Origin of the sequence: Streptomyces sp. JH14, assembly GCF_029428675.1 — a bacterium.
GTDB lineage: Bacteria > Actinomycetota > Actinomycetes > Streptomycetales > Streptomycetaceae > Streptomyces.
This window is the reverse complement of sequence record NZ_JAJNEL010000001.1, coordinates 3026376-3048036: the sequence shown is the minus strand read 5'-3', so window position 1 is coordinate 3048036 and position 21661 is coordinate 3026376. Positions and strand designations below refer to the sequence as shown.

At 70.7% G+C, this 21661-nt stretch carries 21 protein-coding genes; 16 read left to right on the top strand and 5 right to left on the bottom strand.

What is annotated here, in order from left to right; genetic code table 11:
• Window positions 1-8 precede the first annotated feature (8 nt).
• Window positions 9-1037, bottom strand: a complete 1029-nt coding sequence (locus tag LRD69_RS13585; RefSeq protein ID WP_277326833.1) for an SAM-dependent methyltransferase — start codon at window positions 1035-1037, stop codon at window positions 9-11.
• Window positions 1038-1133: 96 nt separating this feature from the next.
• Between LRD69_RS13585 and LRD69_RS13580 the strand changes: the two genes are divergently transcribed.
• A complete protein-coding gene (locus tag LRD69_RS13580) occupies window positions 1134-2333 on the top strand; it encodes a sensor histidine kinase (RefSeq protein ID WP_277326832.1) in 1200 nt (399 codons plus the stop codon).
• 41 nt (window positions 2334-2374) lie between these two features.
• Window positions 2375-3052: a response regulator transcription factor gene (locus tag LRD69_RS13575; RefSeq protein WP_277326831.1), complete on the top strand. Its 678-nt coding sequence runs from the start codon at window positions 2375-2377 to the stop codon at window positions 3050-3052.
• 23 nt (window positions 3053-3075) lie between these two features.
• On the opposite strand, the gene LRD69_RS13570 is transcribed toward LRD69_RS13575, so the two are convergent.
• Window positions 3076-4188: a DUF5937 family protein gene (locus tag LRD69_RS13570; protein ID WP_277329728.1), complete on the bottom strand. Its 1113-nt coding sequence runs from the start codon at window positions 4186-4188 to the stop codon at window positions 3076-3078.
• A gap of 103 nt (window positions 4189-4291) precedes the next feature.
• On the opposite strand from LRD69_RS13570, the gene LRD69_RS13565 reads away from it, so the two are divergent.
• Window positions 4292-4498, top strand: a complete 207-nt coding sequence (locus tag LRD69_RS13565) for a hypothetical protein (protein WP_277326830.1) — start codon at window positions 4292-4294, stop codon at window positions 4496-4498.
• Between the two features lie 220 nt (window positions 4499-4718).
• On the opposite strand, the gene LRD69_RS13560 is transcribed toward LRD69_RS13565, so the two are convergent.
• A complete protein-coding gene (locus tag LRD69_RS13560; protein ID WP_277326829.1) occupies window positions 4719-5924 on the bottom strand; it encodes a beta-eliminating lyase-related protein in 1206 nt (401 codons plus the stop codon).
• Between the two features lie 181 nt (window positions 5925-6105).
• On the opposite strand from LRD69_RS13560, the gene LRD69_RS13555 reads away from it, so the two are divergent.
• The 10 genes from LRD69_RS13555 (at window position 6106) to LRD69_RS13510 (ending at window position 14228) form a co-directional block, all read left to right on the top strand.
• Window positions 6106-7059 (top strand): DUF2520 domain-containing protein, encoded by a 954-nt coding sequence (locus LRD69_RS13555; protein WP_277326828.1) that lies wholly within the window; start codon window positions 6106-6108, stop codon window positions 7057-7059.
• Window positions 7056-8066, top strand: coding sequence for a pantoate--beta-alanine ligase (gene panC, locus LRD69_RS13550; protein WP_277326827.1), 1011 nt, complete (start codon window positions 7056-7058; stop codon window positions 8064-8066). Before LRD69_RS13555 ends, panC begins: the two co-directional genes overlap by 4 nt.
• Complete coding sequence (locus LRD69_RS13545) at window positions 8063-9814, top strand: L-aspartate oxidase (protein WP_277326826.1); 1752 nt, start codon at window positions 8063-8065, stop codon at window positions 9812-9814. The genes panC and LRD69_RS13545 overlap by 4 nt, the downstream gene beginning before the upstream one ends.
• A gap of 2 nt (window positions 9815-9816) precedes the next feature.
• Window positions 9817-10860 carry a carboxylating nicotinate-nucleotide diphosphorylase gene (nadC, locus tag LRD69_RS13540; protein WP_277326825.1) on the top strand — a complete coding sequence of 348 codons (1044 nt, stop codon included), beginning with the start codon at window positions 9817-9819 and terminating at the stop codon, window positions 10858-10860.
• Entirely contained in the window at window positions 10860-11657 is a 798-nt protein-coding gene (locus LRD69_RS13535) for a type III pantothenate kinase (protein WP_277326824.1), read from the top strand. The genes nadC and LRD69_RS13535 overlap by 1 nt, the downstream gene beginning before the upstream one ends.
• Window positions 11658-11795: 138 nt before the next feature.
• A complete protein-coding gene (locus LRD69_RS13530; protein ID WP_277329727.1) occupies window positions 11796-12377 on the top strand; it encodes a hypothetical protein in 582 nt (193 codons plus the stop codon).
• A gap of 60 nt (window positions 12378-12437) precedes the next feature.
• Entirely contained in the window at window positions 12438-12617 is a 180-nt protein-coding gene (locus LRD69_RS13525; RefSeq protein WP_277326823.1) for a hypothetical protein, read from the top strand.
• Between the two features lie 146 nt (window positions 12618-12763).
• Window positions 12764-13180, top strand: coding sequence for a BlaI/MecI/CopY family transcriptional regulator (locus tag LRD69_RS13520; RefSeq protein WP_277326822.1), 417 nt, complete (start codon window positions 12764-12766; stop codon window positions 13178-13180).
• Between the two features lie 9 nt (window positions 13181-13189).
• Entirely contained in the window at window positions 13190-13747 is a 558-nt protein-coding gene (locus LRD69_RS13515) for an amino-acid N-acetyltransferase (RefSeq protein ID WP_277326821.1), read from the top strand.
• Between the two features lie 145 nt (window positions 13748-13892).
• The gene (locus tag LRD69_RS13510) at window positions 13893-14228 is read left to right on the top strand and encodes an Lsr2 family protein (RefSeq protein ID WP_277326820.1); all 336 of its coding nucleotides are present in this window, start codon (window positions 13893-13895) and stop codon (window positions 14226-14228) included.
• Here LRD69_RS13510 and LRD69_RS13505 read toward each other — a convergent pair.
• A complete protein-coding gene (locus LRD69_RS13505) occupies window positions 14207-14824 on the bottom strand; it encodes an SCO3374 family protein (protein WP_277326819.1) in 618 nt (205 codons plus the stop codon). The genes LRD69_RS13510 and LRD69_RS13505 overlap by 22 nt on opposite strands.
• 429 nt (window positions 14825-15253) lie before the next feature.
• On the opposite strand from LRD69_RS13505, the gene LRD69_RS13500 reads away from it, so the two are divergent.
• The gene (locus LRD69_RS13500; protein ID WP_277326818.1) at window positions 15254-17782 is read left to right on the top strand and encodes an ATP-dependent Clp protease ATP-binding subunit; all 2529 of its coding nucleotides are present in this window, start codon (window positions 15254-15256) and stop codon (window positions 17780-17782) included.
• A 712-nt stretch (window positions 17783-18494) separates the two neighbouring features.
• A complete protein-coding gene (locus LRD69_RS13495) occupies window positions 18495-19205 on the top strand; it encodes a M23 family metallopeptidase (protein WP_277326817.1) in 711 nt (236 codons plus the stop codon).
• Between the two features lie 35 nt (window positions 19206-19240).
• Here LRD69_RS13495 and LRD69_RS13490 read toward each other — a convergent pair whose 3' ends face one another.
• Window positions 19241-19825, bottom strand: a complete 585-nt coding sequence (locus LRD69_RS13490; RefSeq protein ID WP_277326816.1) for a TetR/AcrR family transcriptional regulator — start codon at window positions 19823-19825, stop codon at window positions 19241-19243.
• A 119-nt stretch (window positions 19826-19944) separates the two neighbouring features.
• Here LRD69_RS13490 and LRD69_RS13485 point away from each other — a divergent pair, with 119 nt between their 5' ends.
• Window positions 19945-21570: an MDR family MFS transporter gene (locus LRD69_RS13485; RefSeq protein ID WP_277326815.1), complete on the top strand. Its 1626-nt coding sequence runs from the start codon at window positions 19945-19947 to the stop codon at window positions 21568-21570.
• The last annotated feature ends 91 nt before the right edge of the window (window positions 21571-21661 follow it).

Genomic DNA, 21661 nt, shown 5'->3' with positions numbered 1-21661 from the left:
CCCGCTCCTCAACCGCCGGAGGGGTTCGAGAGGCCGCCGGAAGGGCGCGGTGCGTTCGCGCCCACCCGCTGCGTCAGCCAGCCGAAGTCGCCCAGCCCGCCCCGCGCGGTCAGCTCCGCCGCCTCTCCCGCCCCGGCCAGTGCCCGGACGTACCCCGCCGGATCGGTCGAGGCCAGGGCGAGCGGCGGCCGCTCCCCGCTGACCCCCAGCCCTCGCAGCGCCTCCCGCTGATCCACCACCTCGGGCACCGCACCGCCGCCCGCCCCGGCCGCCGCACACGCGTCCAGCGCCACATGCGAGGTGAGGTCGCAGCTGCCGTCGGGCACCGGCCGCACCTCGCGCCCCGCCCGGAAACCGGTCAGCGTGCCGAACGGCGGCCGTGCCTCCCGTACGTGGGCGTAGTCGACGGCCACCGCGAGCCCCGCGGACAGGGTGGAGACCGCCCGTGCCCACGCCTCGTCGCGCGGCCGGCCGATCTCTGCGCGGCCGCCCGGCCCGGCCGACGGCCACCAGCGCCGCAGCCACGCGGCGTCCGCCCCGGTCACGGGTGCACCCAGCCGTTCCGCACCGTCCGCCGTCCGGACCAGGACGTACCGTTCGACGCCGTCCGCGTCGGTCTCGGCCACCGGCGTCGGGACGTTGTCCAGCCACTCGTTGGCGAACAGCAGCCCCCGCACCCCCTGCGGGGGCTCGGAGCACCACTCGATCCGGGGGTCCAGGCCCTCCGGCCGGCCGGAGATCTCCACGGCGTACGCCCGTACCGAAAGCCCTGCCGGGGCGATGCCCGGCAGGGCCGCGAGCACCCCGGTCACCAGCTCGCCCCGCCCGGCCCCCACATCCACCAGATCGACCGTGTCCGTCCCCAGCTCCCGGGCCGTCCTGACCAGCAGCCGGGCCACGGCGGCGGCGAACAGCGGGGAGGCGTGCACGGACGTACGGAAATGCCCGGCCGGCCCTTCGGGGCTCCGGTAGAACCCCCTGTCCCCGTACAAAGCGGTCTCGGCCGCCTCCTGCCATCCACGCCACTCATCCGTCACGGGGCCAAGTCTCCACCTTGGGGAGTACGGTCCCGGGAACCGGATCGCCCCTCCGGCTGACCCCTGCACCTTCCGCCTGTCCCTACGCTGGGTCACGTGCAGCGTCTCTACGACTTCATCCGCAGACACCCGACGGGCGTCGACATCTTCTGGGCTGTCGTCCTCCTCGGGCTCTCCGGCGTGTCTGTCGTGGCCGACCAGAGCCGTGGTTTGAACCGCCTCGCCGCCGTGCCGATCGTCATCTGCCTCTGCCTGGTCGTGGCACTGCGCCGCAGGGCGCCGGAGAAGATGCTGCTGCTCGCCGTCGCGACGGGCGTCGCGCAGCTGGTGCTCGGCGTCAGGCCGAGCGTGGCGAACTTCGCCCTGCTGGTGATCACCTACACGGTGGCGACGGTCGGAGAGCGCTGGGCCTCACGGCTCGCACTGGTCTGCAGTCTCGGCGCGGCCGGTCTCTCGCAGCTTCGCTGGCCGGAGGAGCCGGCGGGCGGCTGGGCGCAGCGCGTCTTCGTCGTCATCGTCATGACCGTGCCGTTCGTGCTCGCCTGGGTGCTCGGCGACTCGTTGCGGACCCGGCGGGCGTACTTCGACCAGCTGGAGGAACGGGCCGCCCGGCTGGAGCGGGAACGCGAGGCGCAGTCGAAGGTCGCGGTCGCCGCGGAGCGGGCCCGTATCGCCCGCGAACTGCACGATGTCGTCGCGCACAACGTCTCGGTGATGGTGGTGCAGGCCGACGGTGCGGCGTACGTGATGGATGCGGCACCCGACCAGGCCCGGCAGGCCCTGGAGACCATCTCCAGCACCGGCAGGCAGGCCCTCGCCGAGATGCGCCGGCTGCTCGGCGTGCTGCGGACCGGCGACGGCCGGGACAGCGGGGAGTACGTCCCGCAGCCTGATGTGCAGCAGATCGAGGACCTGATCGAGCAGGTCAGGCAGACCGGCCTGGCGGTCGATTTCAAGATCGAGGGCACCCCGCGCCCGCTGCCCAGCGGGGTCGAGCTGACCGCGTACCGCATCGTGCAGGAGGCCCTGACCAACACGCGCAAGCACGGCGGCCCGGACGCCGGGGCCAGCGTGCGGCTCGTCTACTTCGACGACGGGCTCGGGCTGCTGGTCGAGGACGACGGCCGGGGCGCCGCGCACGAGCTGTACGAGGACGGCGGGGCCGACGGCGCGGGCCACGGGATGATCGGTATGCGCGAGCGGGTCGGCATGGTCGGCGGCACGCTGGACGCGGGGCCGCGGCCCGGCGGCGGGTTCCGGATCAGCGCCCTGCTGCCGCTCAAACCCGCTCACTAGCCACCGCCCCGCTGGACAGGAAACAGGAGACAAGGACCCTCATGGCGATCCGCGTGATGCTCGTCGACGACCAGGTGCTGTTGCGCACCGGCTTCCGGATGGTGCTCGCAGCCCAGCCGGACATGGAGGTCGTCGCCGAGGCCGGCGACGGCGCGGAGGCGATCGAGAACCTCCGCTCCACCGCCGTCGACGTGGTGCTGATGGATGTACGCATGCCGAGACTGGACGGCGTCGAGGCGACCCGGCGCATCTGCGCCCGGCCGGATGCGCCCAAGGTGCTCATCCTGACCACGTTCGACCTCGACGAGTACGCGTTCTCCGGTCTGAAGGCGGGGGCGAGCGGCTTCATGCTCAAGGACGTGCCGCCGGGCGAACTGCTCGGTGCGATCCGCTCGGTGCACAGCGGCGACGCGGTCGTCGCGCCGTCCACCACCCGGCGGCTGCTCGACCGCTTCTCGTCGTTGCTGCCGAGCACCGCCGACGAACCCGGGCACAAGGACATCGGCAAGCTCACCGACCGCGAACGCGAAGTGATGCTGCTGGTCGCTCAGGGCCTGTCGAACGGCGAGATCGCGGCGCGGCTGGTGCTCTCCGAGGCGACGGTGAAGACGCACGTCGGCCGCATCCTCACCAAGCTGAACCTGCGCGACCGGGTACAGGTCGTCGTGCTGGCGTACGAGACGGGGCTGGTGCGGGCCGGCGGGGGCGCGGCGGGCTGACGCGGGCGGGCGTGCCGGTCACCTCACCGCAGCACGCCCTCCAGGAAGTCGCTGCCGAGCCGCGCCACCACCGTCAGGTCCAGCTGGTGGAGTACGTATCTGCCGCGCCGTCGTGTGGTGACCAGGCCGGCCTTCTTCAGTACCGAAAGGTGCCGGGAGACCTCGGGTGCCGTAATGCTGTGCGAGTCGGCGAGTTCACCGGTCGTGTACGGGGAACGGGCGAGATTGCGGCACAGGCGCATGCGCATGGGGTGGGCGAGCGCTTCCATCCGCAGCCGGAGCAGTTCGACCGGGGCGGGGGAGGGCAGCTCGGGCCGGTGCACCGGATAGTGGATCACCGGCCGCCAGCCCGGTGCGTGCAGCACCATCAGATGCGGCCAGCCGAAGCTGGTCGGTATGAGCGTGAGCCCGGCGCCGACGGCCGGGTCGGTCGCGGTGGTCGATCCCTCCGTCATCTTGTCGGCGCTGATCCTGCTCGTGTCCTCGTCGAGCGAGAGCGCCGCGGACACCGCGCCCAATGCCTCACCGGTCCCCTTGCGGCGCAGCAGATCCGTCTTGTGCCGGACGTCGGCGACCAGCTGGACCTGCACCCGGCGCCAGGTGTCCGCGAAGAACGCCTGGTCGCAGTCCTCGAACAGCCGCCGGACCCAGCGGCGTACGGGGGCGGGGTCGCCCAGCAGCTGGCGGGTGAACTCCAGCTGCCGCGGGCCGCGCGCCGCCGCCATGTCCAGGGCGCGGGCGCGCATCGCCGGGTCGCTGAGCGGGGAGGGAGCGCCGATCCCGTACAGGCTGGCGCAGGTGAACTCCAGGGCGGAGGCGACGAACCGTTCGTCGTCCAGTCGGTCGAGGATGTCCAGATCCTCCGCGAGCGTCGCCCCGGTCCGGCCGTCACCGCCGCGCACCCCGGCGAACGGCATGAAGACGTCGGAGAACGTGTTGCGCCACAGGAAGTCGGCCTCGTGCAGCCGGTCCGCCAGATCGGCCTCCAGCGAGGCGGCGGTGGCCGTCGCCCAGCCGTGCAGGCCGGGATGGTGCCCCGGCTCGGAAAGCGCGTGCAGGGCCAGACCCAGCTCGGCGAGGGGCGAGGTCTCGAAGACGATGCGCTCGGGCGGCAGTCCCGCGATGTCGATGTTCACGCTCACCCCTCCATAGTGCGGGGTGCGGGGAAAGCGCCCTCGCCATTTGACGGTGGCCGTCAATCGGCGCGTGGGACGGTCGGGACCGGCTCACGCTGAGGTCATGGACGCCATACGGCAGCACATGATCGACAGCTGGCGCGCGGCCCGGCACGGGGAACCGCCACCGCCGCTGCCGGGGCGGTACGACGGGGCGGTGATACGGGAGGCACGCGACCGGCGCCGCTTCGACGCGGTGATGGCGGGCCGCCCGGCCGGGCGGCGTCGGCGCGCGGCGCTACGGGAACGATTCACCCGCGAAGGCGCGTGACACGACCCGGCGCCGCAGCGACACCCGTGCCCGGGAGGCCCTCGTGCGTTTCGGCTCGGGCGGGCGCTGTGCGGGCGGTGCGGTTGCCGAGGACGGACTGGTCATCGGGCGGGCCCGGTGTGCTCGCGTCGCCGCGAGGGCGCCCGTGCCGGGGCCGCCGGCCGGTGCGGCGCTCGAGGGAGGGTGCGGGCACCGGACGACCCCGGTGCCCGCACCCCCGCTACGCCAACCGCTGCACGAACTCCTCCACGGCAGCCCGCACATCCCGGGCCGTCCACTCCAGCCCCGCCTCCGACACCGTGACCTCCGTGTACGACAGCCCGGGCGGCCCGGCCGAAGCCGGGTGCCACCGGCGGAAGAGCGCCACGCCCGTCTCCTCCGCCTGCCGCACCGCCGCCTCCGTCAGGACATCCGCCCCGTACGGCAGCCACACCTGGAACTGGTGCGTGTGCGGCGGCTCGGGATGCACCCGGAACCACGGAACGGCCGACTCCGTGAGGCCCTCGGCCAGCGCCCCGGCCACCACCTTCGCCTGCGCCACGTACGAGGACAGCTTCGGCAGCTCCCGGTCCAGGCCGATGAGCGCGGCGAGCGCCGCCGGGAACTGCTGGAAGAGCAGGCCGCCGTACCGGTGGCGCCAGGTGCGGGCCTCCTCGATCAGGGACTCCGGACCGGCGAGCGCGGCCCCGGAAAGCCCGCCCAGGGTCTTGTAGAACGACACGTAGACGCTGTCCGCGAGCGCCGCGATCTCCGGCAGGCCGCGCCCGAAGCGGGGGGCGCACTCCCACAGCCGCGCGCCGTCGACGTGCACCACCGCATCGCGTTCACGGGCGGCCGCCACGACGGCCTCCAGCTCTTCCCACTCCGGCAGCACGAATCCCGCGTCGCGCAGCGGCAGTTCCAGCATCAGCGTGCCGAACGGTTCGGCGAAGTCGTGGATCTCCTGCGCGGTGGGCAGCCGCGGTTCGGACGTCGGGTGGACAGTACGCAGCCCGCTCACCGATCCCAGTGCCCCGCGCTCGTGCACCTCCGGGTGGGCGAGCGGGTGCAGCGCCACGGTCGGGTTGCCGGTGCGCCCCGCCCAGCAGCGCAGGGCGACCTGCTGCGCCATCGTCCCGGTCGGGAAGAAGGCCGCGGCCTCCATGCCGAGCAGACCGGCGATCCGCTCCTCCAGCACGCCGACGATCCCGTCGCCGTAGATGTCCGCGGGCTGCTCCAGATCGGCGACGGAACCGGCGTACGCGGTCAGGTCGGCCAGCTGCTCGCCGAGGGTGCGGTCGACGGGCGGCCGCGCCAGAATCCGCTCGGCCCGGCGCCAGGCCGTGATCCGCCTCAGGCGTTCGGCCTGCTCGTCGTCCGAGGCCCCGCCCCGTACTCCGTACTGCGCCCGCACCTGCGGCCGTACCTGCTCGTCCGTGTCCGTCATGGGACGATCATTACGCAGAAGGCGGCCGCCGCCCACATCGCGGCCCGGTCCCCGCCCCGGCGGCCCTCCACGTGTTCGTCCACAGCCTGTGGACGGCCAGGAGTCCGGACGAAACGCTGGCGTAGCATGCAGAGAAATCGTCCGGTACCCCCCGCGGACTGGAACGGAAGGCCATCGCCGCGTGAACGCATCACCCTTCAAGGAGCCCCTCGACGCGAGGGACCGCCCCGCCCGCCTGACCGTGGGCGTCGTGGGCGCGGGCAGGGTCGGCCCTGCCCTCGCCGCATCCCTGCAGCTCGCAGGGCACCGCCCGGTCGCCGTGTCGGGTGTCTCCGACGCGTCGGTGCGCCGCGCGGCCGCGCTTCTGCCCGACGTGCCCCTCGTGCCGCCCGCCGAGGTCCTCGCGCGGGCCGAGCTGGTCCTGCTGACCGTGCCCGACGACGCCCTGCCCGGTCTCGTCGAGGGCCTTGCCGAGACGGGTGCGGTCCGCCCGGGACAGCTGATCGTGCACACCTCGGGGAGGTACGGGACACGGGTCCTGGACCCCGCCCTGCGGGCCGGCGCACTCCCGCTCGCCCTGCACCCGGCGATGACGTTCACCGGCACCAGCGTCGATGTCCAGCGGCTGGCCGGCTGCTCCTTCGGCGTCACCGCCCCTGACGAGCTGCGGCTCGCCGCCGAGGCGCTCGTCATCGAGATGGGCGGCGAGCCCGAGTGGATCGCGGAGGAGTCCCGTCCGCTGTACCACGCGGCGCTCGCCCTCGGCGCGAACCACCTGGTCACGCTGGTCGCCGAGTCGATGGACCTGCTGCGTACGGCAGGGGTCGCGGCCCCCGACCGGATGCTCGGTCCACTCCTCGGCGCCGCGCTCGACAACGCCCTGCGCTCCGGTGACGGCGCGCTGACCGGTCCGGTCGCCCGCGGCGACGCGGGCACGGTCGCCGCGCACATCGGCGAGCTGCGCAGGCACGCCCCGCAGACCGTGGCCGGCTACCTCGCGATGGCCCGCGCCACCGCCGACCGCGCGCTCGCCCACGGCCTGCTCAAGCCGGAGCTGGCGGAGGACCTGCTGGGCGTCCTGGCCGACGGTGCCGCGGGCACGACAGGCAGCACAGGACCGGGGGAGACCCGATGACCGAGACCTCCAGCACGCTGCTCCGTACGGCCGCCGAGCTCGCCGCGTTCGGCGCGGGCAAGGGACCGCGGGCCGTCGTCATGACCATGGGCGCCCTGCACGAGGGCCACGCCGCCTTGATCCGGGCGGCCCGCGCCGCCACCGGCCCGGACGGGCAGGTCGTCGTCACCGTCTTCGTCAACCCGCTGCAGTTCGGGGAGGCGGCGGACCTCGAGCGCTACCCGCGCACCCTCGACGCCGATCTCGCCGTGGCGGGCGCCGCAGGCGCCGACGCGGTCTTCGCCCCGTCCGTCGACGAGGTCTACCCCGGCGGCGAACCGCAGGTCAGGATTTCCGCGGGCCCGATGGGCGAGCGGCTGGAAGGGGCGTTCCGCCCGGGACACTTCGACGGGATGCTGACCGTCGTCGCCAAGATGCTGCACCTCACCCGCCCCGGTGCCGCGTTCTTCGGGCAGAAGGACGCTCAGCAGCTGGCGCTGATCCACCGCATGGTGCGCGACCTGAACTTCCCGGTGGAGATCGTCGGCGTGGAGACGGTCCGCGAGCCGGACGGCCTCGCGCTCTCCAGCCGCAACCGGTTCCTCGACGCCGAGGAGCGCCGCACCGCCCTCGCGCTGTCCAAGGCCCTGTTCGCGGCCCGCGACAGGCTCGCCGCCCAGCAGGCGCTGCACGCCCGTGCGCAGACCACCCCGGCGACGGTGGGCCGGGCCGCGGCCCTCACCCGGCTCGGCGAGGCGCGCGCGGCCGCCGACACCCAGGCGGTCGCCCGGGCCCGGCCGGACGACGGACCAGCGGCGGTACGCGCCGCCGCGCGCATGATCCTCGACGACGCGGCCGCCGAGCAGCCCCCGCTCGCCCTCGACTATCTGGCGCTCGTGGATCCGGCGGACTTCACCGAGATCCCCGACGACCGGACCACCGGTGACGCGATCCTCGCCGTCGCCGCTCGGGTGGGTGCCACCCGCCTGATCGACAACATCCCGCTGACCTTCGGAGCCGACACGTGACCGGAATACGGCTGACCGCCCCCGCCCCCGGCTGGGCCATCGACGCGGATGTCGTGGTGGTCGGCTCCGGCGTCGCCGGCCTCACCACCGCGCTGCGCTGCGCGGCCGCGGGTCTCGCCACCGTCGTCGTCACCAAGGCCCGCCTCGACGACGGCTCCACCCGCTGGGCGCAGGGCGGTATCGCTGCGGCCCTCGGCGAGGGCGACACCCCCGAACAGCATCTGGCCGACACCCTCGTCGCGGGCGCGGGCCTGTGCGACGAGTCGGCGGTACGGACCCTGGTCACCGAAGGCCCGGACGCCGTACGCCGTCTGATCGAGACCGGCGCGCAGTTCGACACCACCGCAGCCGGCGACATCGCGCTCACCCGCGAGGGCGGCCATCACCGCCGTCGTATCGCGCACGCGGGCGGGGACGCGACAGGAGCCGAGATCTCCCGTGCCCTGGTCGAGGCGGTCCGTGCCGCCGCCCTCCACACCGTGGAGAACGCCCTGGTCCTCGACCTGCTGACGGACGCCGAAGGCCGGACCACGGGCGTCACCCTGCACGTCATGGGCGAGGGCCAGCACGACGGCGTCGGCGCCGTCCACGCCCCCGCGGTGGTCCTCGCCACCGGCGGCATGGGCCAGGTCTTCTCCGCCACCACCAACCCGGCGGTCTCCACCGGCGACGGTGTCGCTCTCGCGCTGCGGGCCGGCGCGGAGGTCTCGGACCTCGAGTTCGTCCAGTTCCACCCGACGGTCCTGTTCCTCGGCGCCGACTCCGAGGGCCAGCAGCCCCTCGTGTCGGAAGCGGTGCGGGGCGAGGGCGCCCATCTCGTCGACGCGTCCGGCACCCGCTTCATGCTCGGGCAGCACGAACTGGCCGAGCTCGCCCCGCGCGACATCGTCGCCAAGGCCATCACCCGCCAGATGCAGCTGCACGGCACCGAGCACATGTACCTCGACGCCCGGCACTTCGGCGCCGAGATGTGGGAGCAGCGCTTCCCCACGATCCTGGCGGCCTGCCGCGCCCACGGCATCGACCCGATCACCGAACCGATCCCGGTCGCCCCCGCTGCGCACTACGCCTCCGGCGGCATCCGTACGGATCTGCGCGGCCGTACGACGGTTCCGGGGCTGTACGCGTGCGGCGAGGTCGCCTGCACGGGCGTGCACGGGGCGAACCGGCTGGCGTCCAACTCACTCCTGGAAGGCCTGGTCTTCGCCGAACGCATCGCGGCCGACATCGTCGAGGACCGCCCGCGCCCGACGGCCGTGGTCCCCGAAACGGACCGGGCCGCCGGTCTTCCCGACCCCTCGCCGTTGCTCGCGCCCGAGGTGCGGACCACGATCCAGCGGATCATGACCCAGGGCGCCGGAGTCCTGCGTTCCGCCACCAGCCTCGCCACCGCCGCCGACCGGCTGGAGGCCCTGCACAACCGAGCGGCGGCCGACGCCCGGGCGGCCGAGCCGAAGGTCGCGGTGCCCGGCGTCGAGGCGTGGGAGGCCACCAACCTGCTCCTCGTCTCGCGCGTCCTGGTCGCCGCCGCCCGGCAGCGCGAGGAGACCCGCGGCTGCCACTGGCGCGAGGACCGGCCCGAGCGTGACGACGAGACCTGGCGCCGCCACCTCGTCGTCCGGCTCACCCCGGACCGCCGGCTGGTCCTCAGCCGGACGGAGTCCGAGGGATTTCCACCCGTACGCCCGTCCGGGGCACCAGACTGCGCAGCAGCACCCATGACCCACCCCACCCCCGAGGAGCCGTAACCGTGAGCACGCCCGAAGAGAATCCGCGCCCCACACCCGTGGACGTACCGCTGATCCAGATCGGCGCGCCCGCACCGTCCGCGGGCGGCTGCGGGGACGCCTGCGGCTGCGGCGGGGAGGACGGCTACGAGCTGGACCCCCTGGAATGCGGCCTCGACCCCGACCTCGCCCAGCTCCTCGCCGACGCGGGCCTCGACCCGGTCCAGGTCGAGGACGTCGCACACGTCGCCATCGAGGAGGACCTCGACAACGGCGTGGACGTCACGACCGTCGCGACGGTCTCCGAGGAGGCCATGGCCATCGGTGACTTCACCGCCCGTGAGGCCGGTGTCGTCGCCGGCCTGCGCGTCGCCGAGGCCGTCCTGTCCATCGTCTGCACGGCCGAGTTCGAGGTGGAGCGCCACGTCGAGGACGGCGACCGCGTCGCCCCCGGCCAGAAGCTGCTGACCGTCACCACCCGCACCCGCGACCTGCTCACCGGCGAGCGCAGCGCGCTCAACCTGCTCTGCCGGCTCTCCGGTATCGCGACCGCGACCCGCGCCTGGGCCGACGTGCTCGAAGGCACGAAGACCAAGGTGCGCGACACCCGCAAGACCACCCCGGGGCTGCGCGCCCTGGAGAAGTACGCGGTGCGCTGCGGTGGCGGCGTCAACCACCGGATGTCGCTCTCCGACGCCGCGCTCGTCAAGGACAACCACGTCATCGCGGCGGGCGGCGTCGCCCAGGCGTTCAAGCGGGTGCGCGACGAGTTCCCGGACGTAGCGATCGAGGTCGAGGTCGACACCCTGGACCAGGTCCACGAGGTGCTGGCAGCGGGCGCCGACCTGATCCTGCTGGACAACTTCACGCCGACGCAGACCGAGGAGGCCGTCGCGGTCGTCGGCGGCCGCGCGGTCCTGGAGTCGTCCGGCCGCCTCACCCTCGACACCGCCCGTGCCTACGCCGAGACGGGCGTCGACTACCTCGCCGTCGGCGCGCTCACCCACTCCTCGCCGATCCTCGACATCGGCCTGGACTTCCGCGACACCCATGGAGCCGGCGTCTGATGCTGCTCACCATCGATGTCGGCAACACCCACACCGTCCTGGGCCTGTTCGACGGTGAGGAGATCGTCGAGCACTGGCGGATCTCCACCGACGCCCGGCGTACCGCGGACGAGCTCGCCGTGCTGCTCAACGGCCTGATGGGCATGCACCCGCTGCTCGGCATGGAGCTGGGCGACGGCATCGAGGGCATCGCGATCTGTGCCACCGTCCCGGCGGTGCTCCACGAGCTGCGCGAGGTCACCCGCCGCTACTACGGCGACGTCCCCGCCGTGCTCGTGGAGCCGGGCATCAAGACGGGTGTGCCGATCCTGGTGGACAACCCGAAGGAGGTCGGCGCGGACCGCATCATCAATTCGGTCGCCGCAGTCGATCTCTACGGCGGCCCGGCGATCGTCGTCGACTTCGGCACGGCCACCACCTTCGACGCGGTCTCCGCCCGTGGTGAGTACGTGGGAGGGGTCATCGCCCCCGGTATCGAGATCTCGGTCGAGGCGCTCGGCGTCAAGGGCGCCCAGCTCCGCAAGATCGAGCTGGCCCGGCCGCGGAGCGTGATCGGCAAGAACACGGTCGAGGCCATGCAGGCGGGCATCGTGTACGGCTTCGCGGGCCAGGTCGACGGCGTCGTCGAGCGCATGAAGCGGGAGCTGGCGGCCGACCCGGACGATGTCACCGTCATCGCGACCGGAGGCCTTGCTCCGATGGTGTTGGGCGAGTCCTCTGCGATCGACGAGCACGAGCCCTGGCTCACGCTCATAGGGCTGCGTCTGGTGTACGAGCGCAACGTGGCCCGGATGTAGGGAGAACGCCCGGCACCTGCGGGAACGGCGCGGCGGCGCGACCCCGGCCGCCGCGCCGCCATCGGCCAGCTAAGCCGATTTTGTCCATTTAGCACGTATTGTCGCGTCATGCCCACGCCTTACGGATCACGCGGCGGTATGGCGTTCAGCGCGGACGAGCTGCGTGTGCTCCGACGCGCCCTCGCCAACGCCCTCCACCCTGCTCCCCTGCCCGACGAGGATGTCCAGGACTGCCTGCGGCTTGCGGGCTCCGTCGACGAGGCGGCCGGCGAGGCGGGACGGCTGCGCGCGTTCCTCCTCGCCGACCTCGCCCGCTACCGAGACACCCTCCCCGGCTCCGTCACCGGCTATCTGGAACTGCTCCAGGACGCCCTGGCCGCCGGCTACGACCCCCTCCCCGAGGACCTGGCCGCACTGCGCGCCCAGCGCAGCAGACCGGTGGCAGCGGCGCTCCTGGAGCGCTGTCAGGTGCTCGCGGAACGGTCGGTGCGGGCCAGGCTCGCCGGCCGGGCCGTCCCCGCGACGACCCCCGCACCGCGCAGCCGGCTGCTCGCGCTGCCAGGCGGCAGGGCGGCGGCCGCCGAACCCGAACGGCCGAAGACCCCGGCGGCCCCGGCCCGTCCCGTGCCCCCGTCCGAGCGCCCCGCGCCGAAGCCTTCGGAGGTCTTCCCGCCGCGGCGCCGTCCGGCCCCGCCGCCACAGCAGCGCTTCGCGGGATAGCCGCGCGGCCCGCGGAGGGGGCGCGCGGAAGTCCGTACTCCGCTCGCTACTCTGGACGCCATGGACTACGTATCCGCGCTCGTACCCCCCGTGGTGATGGCCGCCTTCTTCATCGGCCTCGTCGTGACGATCGTCAAGAGCCAGGGCGGCCCCAACAAGGCCAAGGAGGACGCGGCCGTGGACTCGGCGATCAGCCGCGCCGAGATGGCGAAGCAGGCCCCGCGGACCGACGGCGTCTGACCGGCACCCGCGGTACCGGACCGGGGCCGCGGCGCACCGCGCCGCATCTCGCACTGCCGAAGGGCGTGCGGCTCATCAGGAGCCGCACGCCCTTTTTATTGTGCGAATAACCTGCCATTTCAGACATCTGGCACTAAGGTGACGCTGTGCCCCGCCAATTGGGAGAGCTGGAAGACGCCGTGATGACACGGGTCTGGCAATGGAACCGTCCGGTCACCGTGCGGGAAGTCCTCGAGGACCTTCAGCAGGAACGGTCCATCGCATACACGACCGTCATGACGGTATTGGACAATCTCCATCAGAAGGGCTGGGTGCGCAGGGAAGTCGAGGGCCGCGCATATCGATATATGGCGGTCTCCACCCGCGCCGCCTACTCGGCCGCACTGATGAACGAAGCCTGGTCGCACAGTGACAACCCGGCCGCGGCCCTTGTCGCGTTCTTCGGCATGATGTCCGCCGAGCAGCGTGACGCTCTGCGCGATGCGATGCGGATCGTCAGGCCGGATCTCCAGGCGACCGGTGATCGCCCGGCCGATGACACGGAGCCGGACGGCGAGCGATAGCGTCGGCACATGTCATCAGAGCTTCCGGATACCGATTTCCGTACCGAACCGTCGGTTATAAACGCAGCCGTCACCGTCCGGCGTGCCAGGACGAGCGATGTGCCCGCGGTCCGCCGTCTCCTCGACGGGTACGTACGCGAAGGCATCCTGCTCGACAAAGCAACGGTGACCCTTTACGAGGACATCCAGGAGTTCTGGATCGCGGAACGCGACGCCGATGCCAGGATCATCGGCTGCGGTGCACTCCATGTGATGTGGGAAGACCTCGCCGAAGTCCGTACTCTCGCGGTCGATCACAGCATCAAAGGTGCCGGAGTGGGGCATCAAGTACTGGACAAGCTGTTGCAGACCGCCCGCTGGCTGGGCGTGCGCCGGGTTTTCTGTCTCACCTTCGAAGTCGACTTCTTCGCCAAGCACGGCTTCGTGGAGATCGGAGAGACGCCGGTCGACACCGATGTCTACAGCGAGCTGCTGCGTTCCTATGACGAGGGTGTAGCGGAGTTCCTCGGTCTCGAACGAGTCAAGCCGAACACCTTGGGCAACAGCCGGATGCTTCTGCACCTGTGACCGCCGGAAGAAGCCGGAACCCCTATGTCCGAATCGCGCATGTTTCCCGTGTTCTCACGCTCCTGAACCTCTGCCAGGGGTTTGTGTTTTCCGGAGAAAAGCGGTTTCCTTTCCGCGTACTGCATTTTCGATGAAAGGAAATCCGGTGGCACAGAAGGTTCAGGTCCTTCTTGTCGATGACCTCGACGGTGGCGAGGCGGACGAGACAGTGACGTTCGCTCTGGATGGCAAGACGTACGAGATTGACCTCACGACGACCAACGCGGACAAGCTCCGTGGTCTTCTCGAGCCGTACACCAAGGGTGGCCGGCGCACCGGTGGCCGCGCTGCCGGCACCCGTGGCAAGGGTCGCGCCGTTCCCGGCGGCAACAAGGACACCGCCGAGATCCGTAAGTGGGCGCGCGAGAACGGTCACAATGTGAATGACCGCGGTCGTGTTCCGGCAGAGATTCGTGAAGCTTACGAGAAGGCCAACGGCTGAGCCGGCGACTGATCGGCCGAGTACCCCGTTGTCGGCCGTCCTGTCCTGGCATGCATCAAACGGGCCCGGTGGCATTCCGTCGCCACCGCGTCCACGAGCCGTACGAGATCGGGAGTATCCCCACCCCTGCTCCCGAGGCCGGCGAGGGCCGGAAGCCTCGACTCCCCCTCGTGGCACATCTCGGGGGGCCGCAGCCATACGGCGGCCCCCGGCAGGCCGGAAGCCCACCCGGGCGGTTCCGGCGCGGTGAGCCGCCCGCCCCTACCGAGGGCGGTCAGCGTGAGGGCCACCCCGCCCCACTCCAGCCAGTCGAGCAGCCCCGGCAGCTCGTCGGCGCTTCCCGGGGCCACCAGCAGCCCCATGGTCTTTCCCGTCAGTGCCACCGGCCCGGTGCGTCCCACCCGCCGCAGTACCGCGTGACCCGCGGCCGCAGGAAGCTCCAGGACGTCGAACCGCAGCCCCGTGAGCAGGCGCACCGGGGCCGTTCCCTCCGTCGCCCAGCCGAGTTCGTGCTCGTACCACCGTGCACGGTCGCCGCGGCCGACCCGCTCGTCGTCGACGAGCGGTGAGCGCGGAGGCGGGACGGTGAGTGCCATGCCGGAAGAACTGCCGAGCGGCCTCAATGGTTACGCAGAGTTCAAGATCGCGTGCGCAGCGTGTCCGTAATGGGGGCGTACGGACGCATGAGGGAGCGCAAGGATGTTCGCCCGTAGCGGAGGGAACCGGCGTGCGCCGCATGGACTGTCTGTAGTTGCGGGTAAGACATCCCTAGTGGGGAGGGGCGACACGCAGGTCTGGACGTCTCACGTTCGCCGTCGGCGTACTGGTGATAGGGGTATCTGCCTGGCCTGCGGGAACATCGTCTCGCACCATCGGGTTGGAGCAGTTGTCGGCGTTCGGGGCAGGAGGCCAAGGACGGGTGTCGGCAGTTGGAATGAGCGGTCCCCGCTTGCGGGACTAAGCTGCGGAAGGACAGGGAGGGGACCGACCCCTTACTGCCTGACCGCTCTGAGGAGCGATTAACGATGTTCGAGAGGTTCACCGACCGCGCGCGGCGGGTTGTCGTCCTGGCTCAGGAAGAAGCCCGGATGCTCAACCACAACTACATCGGCACCGAGCACATCCTCCTGGGCCTTATCCACGAGGGTGAGGGTGTCGCCGCTAAGGCCCTGGAGAGCCTCGGGATTTCGCTCGAGGCGGTCCGCCAGCAGGTGGAGGAGATCATCGGCCAGGGCCAGCAGGCCCCGTCCGGGCACATCCCCTTCACTCCCCGAGCCAAGAAGGTCCTGGAGCTGTCGCTCCGCGAGGCCCTCCAGCTCGGCCACAACTACATCGGCACGGAGCACATCCTGCTCGGCCTGATTCGCGAGGGTGAGGGCGTCGCCGCCCAGGTCCTCGTGAAGCTGGGTGCCGACCTGAACCGTGTGCGGCAGCAGGTCATCCAGCTGCTCTCCGGGTACTCGGGAGGCAAGGAGGCGGCCACTGCGGGCGGCCCCGCGGAGGGCACGCCCTCCACGTCCCTGGTGCTCGACCAGTTCGGCCGGAATCTCACCCAGGCCGCTCGTGAGTCCAAGCTCGACCCGGTCATCGGGCGCGAGAAGGAGATCGAGCGGGTCATGCAGGTGCTGTCCCGCCGTACCAAGAACAACCCGGTTCTCATCGGCGAGCCCGGCGTCGGCAAGACGGCGGTCGTCGAAGGCCTGGCGCAGGCCATCGTCAAGGGCGAGGTGCCCGAGACCCTCAAGGACAAGCACCTCTACACCCTCGACCTCGGTGCGCTGGTCGCCGGTTCCCGCTACCGCGGTGACTTCGAGGAGCGCCTGAAGAAGGTCCTCAAGGAGATCCGCACCCGCGGCGACATCATCCTGTTCATCGACGAGCTCCACACCCTGGTGGGTGCGGGTGCCGCCGAGGGCGCGATCGACGCGGCGAGCATCCTCAAGCCCATGCTGGCGCGAGGCGAGCTCCAGACGATCGGTGCGACGACGCTCGACGAGTACCGCAAGCACCTGGAGAAGGACGCGGCCCTCGAGCGCCGCTTCCAGCCCATCCAGGTCGCGGAGCCGTCGCTGCCGCACACCATCGAGATCCTCAAGGGTCTGCGCGACCGCTACGAGGCCCACCACCGCGTCTCCATCACGGACGAGGCGCTGGTCCAGGCCGCGACGCTGGCCGACCGCTACATCTCGGACCGCTTCCTGCCGGACAAGGCGATCGACCTGATCGACGAGGCCGGTTCCCGGATGCGCATCCGCCGGATGACCGCGCCGCCGGACCTCCGTGAGTTCGACGAGAAGATCGCGGCCGTCCGCCGTGACAAGGAGTCGGCCATCGACTCCCAGGACTTCGAGAAGGCGGCGTCTCTCCGTGACAAGGAGAAGCAGCTGCTGGCGGCGAAGACCAAGCGGGAGAAGGAGTGGAAGGCCGGCGACATGGATGTCGTCGCCGAGGTCGACGGTGATCTCATCGCCGAGGTCCTGGCCACGGCCACCGGCATTCCGGTCTTCAAGCTGACGGAGGAGGAGTCCTCCCGTCTGCTGCGCATGGAGGATGAGCTCCACAAGCGTGTCATCGGCCAGAAGGACGCCATCAAGGCCCTCTCGCAGGCGATCCGCCGTACGCGAGCCGGTCTGAAGGACCCGAAGCGCCCCGGTGGCTCGTTCATCTTCGCCGGTCCGTCCGGTGTCGGTAAGACCGAGCTCTCCAAGACGCTCGCCGAATTCCTCTTCGGCGACGAGGACGCGCTGATCTCCCTCGATATGTCGGAGTTCAGCGAGAAGCACACGGTTTCCCGCCTCTTCGGTTCTCCCCCCGGTTACGTGGGTTACGAAGAGGGCGGCCAGCTCACCGAGAAGGTGCGCCGCAAGCCGTTCTCCGTCGTCCTCTTCGACGAGGTGGAGAAGGCCCACCCCGATATCTTCAATTCCCTGCTCCAGATTCTGGAAGACGGTCGCCTGACCGACTCCCAGGGCCGGGTCGTGGACTTCAAGAACACGGTCATCATCATGACGACCAACCTCGGGACCCGGGACATCTCCAAGGGCTTCAACCTGGGCTTCGCCGCCCAGGGCGACGTCAAGACCGGCTACGAGCGCATGAAGAACAAGGTCAACGAAGAGCTCAAGCAGCACTTCCGGCCCGAGTTCCTCAACCGTGTGGACGACACGGTCGTCTTCCACCAGCTCACCGAGACGGACATCATCCAGATCGTCGACCTCATGATCGCCAAGGTGGACGAGCGCCTGAAGGACCGCGACATGGGCATCGAGCTCAGCGCGGAGGCCAAGTCCCTCCTGGCGAAGAAGGGCTACGACCCCGTGATGGGCGCCCGGCCGCTGCGCCGGACGATTCAGCGCGAGATCGAGGACATCCTCTCGGAGAAGATTCTCTTCGGTGAGCTGCGCCCCGGTCACATCGTGGTCGTGGGCACCGAGGGTGAGGGTGAAGCCAAGAAGTTCACCTTCCGTGGCGAGGAGAAGTCGGCACTGCCCGACGTCCCGCCGATCGAGCAGGCGGCAGGCGGCGCCGGCCCGAACCTGACGAAGGACGCGTAAGGGCGCGCTGAGCGTCTGAACAGCCGAAGGGGGTGCCCCGGACCGTTTCGTACGGTTCCGGGGCACCCCCTTTTGCTGTGCCGTCCCGGTGCGTCCCACCGGGCCCGGTGGGTGACGCGGAGGCCGCCGGGTGCCCGGAGGGGACGCAGCGGAGGCCGCCGGGTGCCCGAGGGGCGGACCGGAGGCCGCCGGTGCCCGAGGGGGCGGCTCCGGGCTTCTGGGCATCCCTCGCCGGGGCCTGCGCAGCGTCGGCCGCGGCTGTCCCCGGGAGCCGGAGACGCTTCGTTCCGGCGAAATCGGGTGGCAGGCCGAAGGTCCCGAAACGGACAGCCTTTGGGCCCACCGGCGGTGACAAGGCACACAGCGCTTTTGAGGCCTACTACGCGCGCTAGGAGATGCGGCCGCGACTGCGGGAGGGCCCTTCGCCCCGGTGGGGTCCGGGACTTTCAGGACGATGGTCGGAGATGCTCCGAACACCAGTAAATGTCCGTTTGGGGCGGTTTGGAGCTGGGGTTAAACCCGCCCCGCCCGAAGAGATTCGGCGAGGTGGAGCGCGAGTGGCGCGGGACCTGTGGTGGTGGGCTCCCGAGGTTCCAACTACGGCTTTTGTTCGTAGATGGGGTGTTTGAGCATCCCTGGGGGTCCGGGTTACCAAGGTATGGCCCAGCCCGGCAGGCACGCCGGGTCCACTCACCTCCGGAGGATCTCGCTTATGTCGAAGCGCGCTACGTTCCAGCACATCCGCCGCCCGTCCGTCTCCCGTGTCCGTGGCGTCGTGCTCGCAGCCGGTCTGGGGACGTCGATGGTTCTCGGCGCGGGTGCTGCGTTCGCGGCCGGTCCGGCGAGCGCCCCCGGCGCGGCGAGCCTGGCCAGCACGAACGCGGCCGAGTCGGTCGCCAAGCAGGCGTTCGCGCAGGGCAAGGCCGCTGCGGTCAAGAAGGCGGCTGCGCTCAAGAAGGCGGCCGCGGTCAAGAAGGAGGCGGCGAAGGCCGCTCAGTCCGCCTCTGCCTGGATGGCACCGGTTCACCGCTATGAGCTGAGCGCCAGCTTCGGCAACGACGGCTCCCGCTGGGCCCACAAGCACTCCGGCCAGGACTTCGCCGTGCCGATCGGCACCAAGGTCGAGGCCGCGCACGCCGGTGTGGTCGTGAAGGCCGGCCCGAACGGCGGCGGCGACGGTCCCGCGTACGGCAACGCCATCGTGATCAAGCACGGCAACGGCATGTACTCGCAGTACGCCCACCTGTCGAAGATCGACGTGCACATAGGCCAGACGGTGCAGAAGGGGCAGAAGATCGCCCTTTCCGGCAACACCGGCAACTCCAGTGGCCCGCACCTGCACTTCGAGATCCGGAACACCGCCAACTACGGTTCCGCGGTCAACCCGGTCGCCTTCCTGTCCAAGGAAGGCGTCAAGATCTGACCCGACCGGACGCGCTCACCGCAGCCCGGGCCCCGCTACTTCGCGGGGTCCGGGCTGTGGGCTTGGGTGACGAGACCGACGGCGACTTCGAGGACGGCCTCGCGCTTGTCCTCGACGTCGCCGCCGACGTCCTTGAGGAAGAACATCCCGGCGTGCATCGAGATGAGCGCGCTGACGCAGCGGACCTGGTCGGCGAGGGCGGCGTCGGGCTCCTTGAGCAGATCGAGCAGCTCCATGAGCCGCTTCTTCGAGGTCTCCCCGACGCTGAGATCGCGCATGGCCGCCTGGTTCTCCTGCATGAAGCGGAACAAGGGGGCGGCGCCGATCAGTGCGTCGCTGTAACGGACCAGGAGCTCCTTCTTCGTCTCCAGGGTCCGCGGCTGTTCCTTGCCCCAGGCGATCAGCTCCTCGACGGGCCGGTTGAGGTCGTCGAAGATGCTGATGAGGATGTCTTCCTTGGTCTTGAAGTGGTAATAGAGCGCGGCCTTGGTGACGTCCAGCTTCTCGGAGATCTCCCGCAGCGAGGTCTTCTCGTAACCCTGCTCGGCGAAGAGCTCCAGGGCGACGTCCTGGATGCGCTGGCGCGTATTGCCGCGGCGTGGCTGCGATGTGCTGCCCATGGTGCTCTCCCAAAAACTTACTTGACGCCCGGCTAGTTACGGGTCTACTTTCCCAGTGTAGTCAACTAGCCGGGCGGCAAGTAAGTGCCCGACGAGCAGGAGATCGGGGAAAAGGGATCATGGCGGACCTGAAGAAGGCGTCGGACGGGAAGGCGGACGGCAGACCGGCCGACGAGGCCGCTGCCGAGGAGACCGCGGCACCCGAGCCGCGGCAGCGCAGCGTCCAGGTGGTGATGCTCGCTCTGATGATCACGATGCTGCTGGCCATGCTCGACAACCTGATCGTCGGTACCGCGATGCCGACCATCGTCGGCGACCTCGGCGGTCTGGAGCATCTGTCCTGGGTCGTCACGGCTTACACCCTGGCCACCGCGGCCTCCACCCCCATCTGGGGCAAGCTCGGCGACATGTACGGACGCAAGGGCATCTTCCTCACGTCCATTGTGGTCTTCCTGGTCGGCTCCGTACTGAGCGGAATGGCCCAGGACATGGGTCAGCTGATCGGCTTCCGGGCGATCCAGGGTCTCGGCGCCGGCGGCCTGATGGTCGGCGTCATGGCGATCATCGGCGACCTGGTGCCGCCCCGCGAGCGCGGCAAGTACCAGGGCATGATGGCCGGTGTGATGGCCATCGCCATGATCGGCGGACCGCTGGTCGGCGGCACCATCACCGACCACCTCGGCTGGCGCTGGAGCTTCTACATCAACCTCCCGCTGGGCGCGGTCGCGCTCGCCATGGTCACCGCCGTGCTGCACCTGCCGGACAAGGAGCGCCCCAAGGCGAAGGTCGACTACCTCGGCGCCGGGCTGCTGACCCTCGGCATCACGGCGATCGTGCTGGTCACCACCTGGGGCGGTTCGGAGTACGCCTGGGGCTCCGCCGTGATCATGGAGCTCATCGCGATCGGTGTCGTCGCGCTCGTCGGCTTCCTCTTCGTCGAGACCAAAGCTGCAGAACCGATCATGCCGCTCCACATCTTCCGCAACCGGAACTTCACCCTGATGTCGGTCATCGGCTTCATGTCCGGCTTCGTGATGTTCGGCGCGGTGCTCTTCCTGCCGCTGTACCAGCAGTCTGTCCAGGGCGCATCCGCGACCAACTCCGGTCTGCTGCTCCTGCCGATGCTGCTTTCGATGATGGTCGTCTCCCTGTTCGCCGGACGGGTCACCACCACCAGCGGCAAGTACAAGATCTTCCCCATCATCGGCTCCGTCCTGATGGTGGGCGGCCTGTTCCTGCTCTCGCTGATGGACACCGGCACCACCCGCTTCACCTCCGGCGTCTACATGGCGGTGCTCGGCGCGGGCATGGGCTTCCTGATGCAGATCACGATGCTGGTCGCGCAGAACAGCGTCGAACTGAAGGACATGGGCGTCGCCTCCTCCGCGACCACCCTCTTCCGTACGCTCGGCAGCTCCTTCGGCGTCGCCATCATGGGAGCGCTGTTCACCGGACGGGTGCAGGACGAGATGATGGCCCGCGGCGGCGGAGGAGCCACCGCGAGGTCCGCGCAGCTGGACGCGGCGAGCCTGGCGAAGCTTCCGGACGCGGTGCGTGAGGCGTACCAGTTCGCGGTCTCGTCCGGTACACACATCGCCTTCCTGGTCGGCGCCTGCGTCGGTGTGATCCCGCTGGTGGCGGCGGTGTTCGTCAAGGAGGTGCCGCTGCGGGGGGCGGGCCCGGAGGCCAAGGCGGAGCCCAGCGATCAGGCGCCGGCCGACGCCAAGCAGACCGAGACCGTCTGACCGGCCTGACCTGGCCGACCACAGAACAGGCAGGGCCCCTGGGGCGCGCGGACCGCGCATCCCAGGGGCCCTGCCCGTTCCGTCCGCCCGA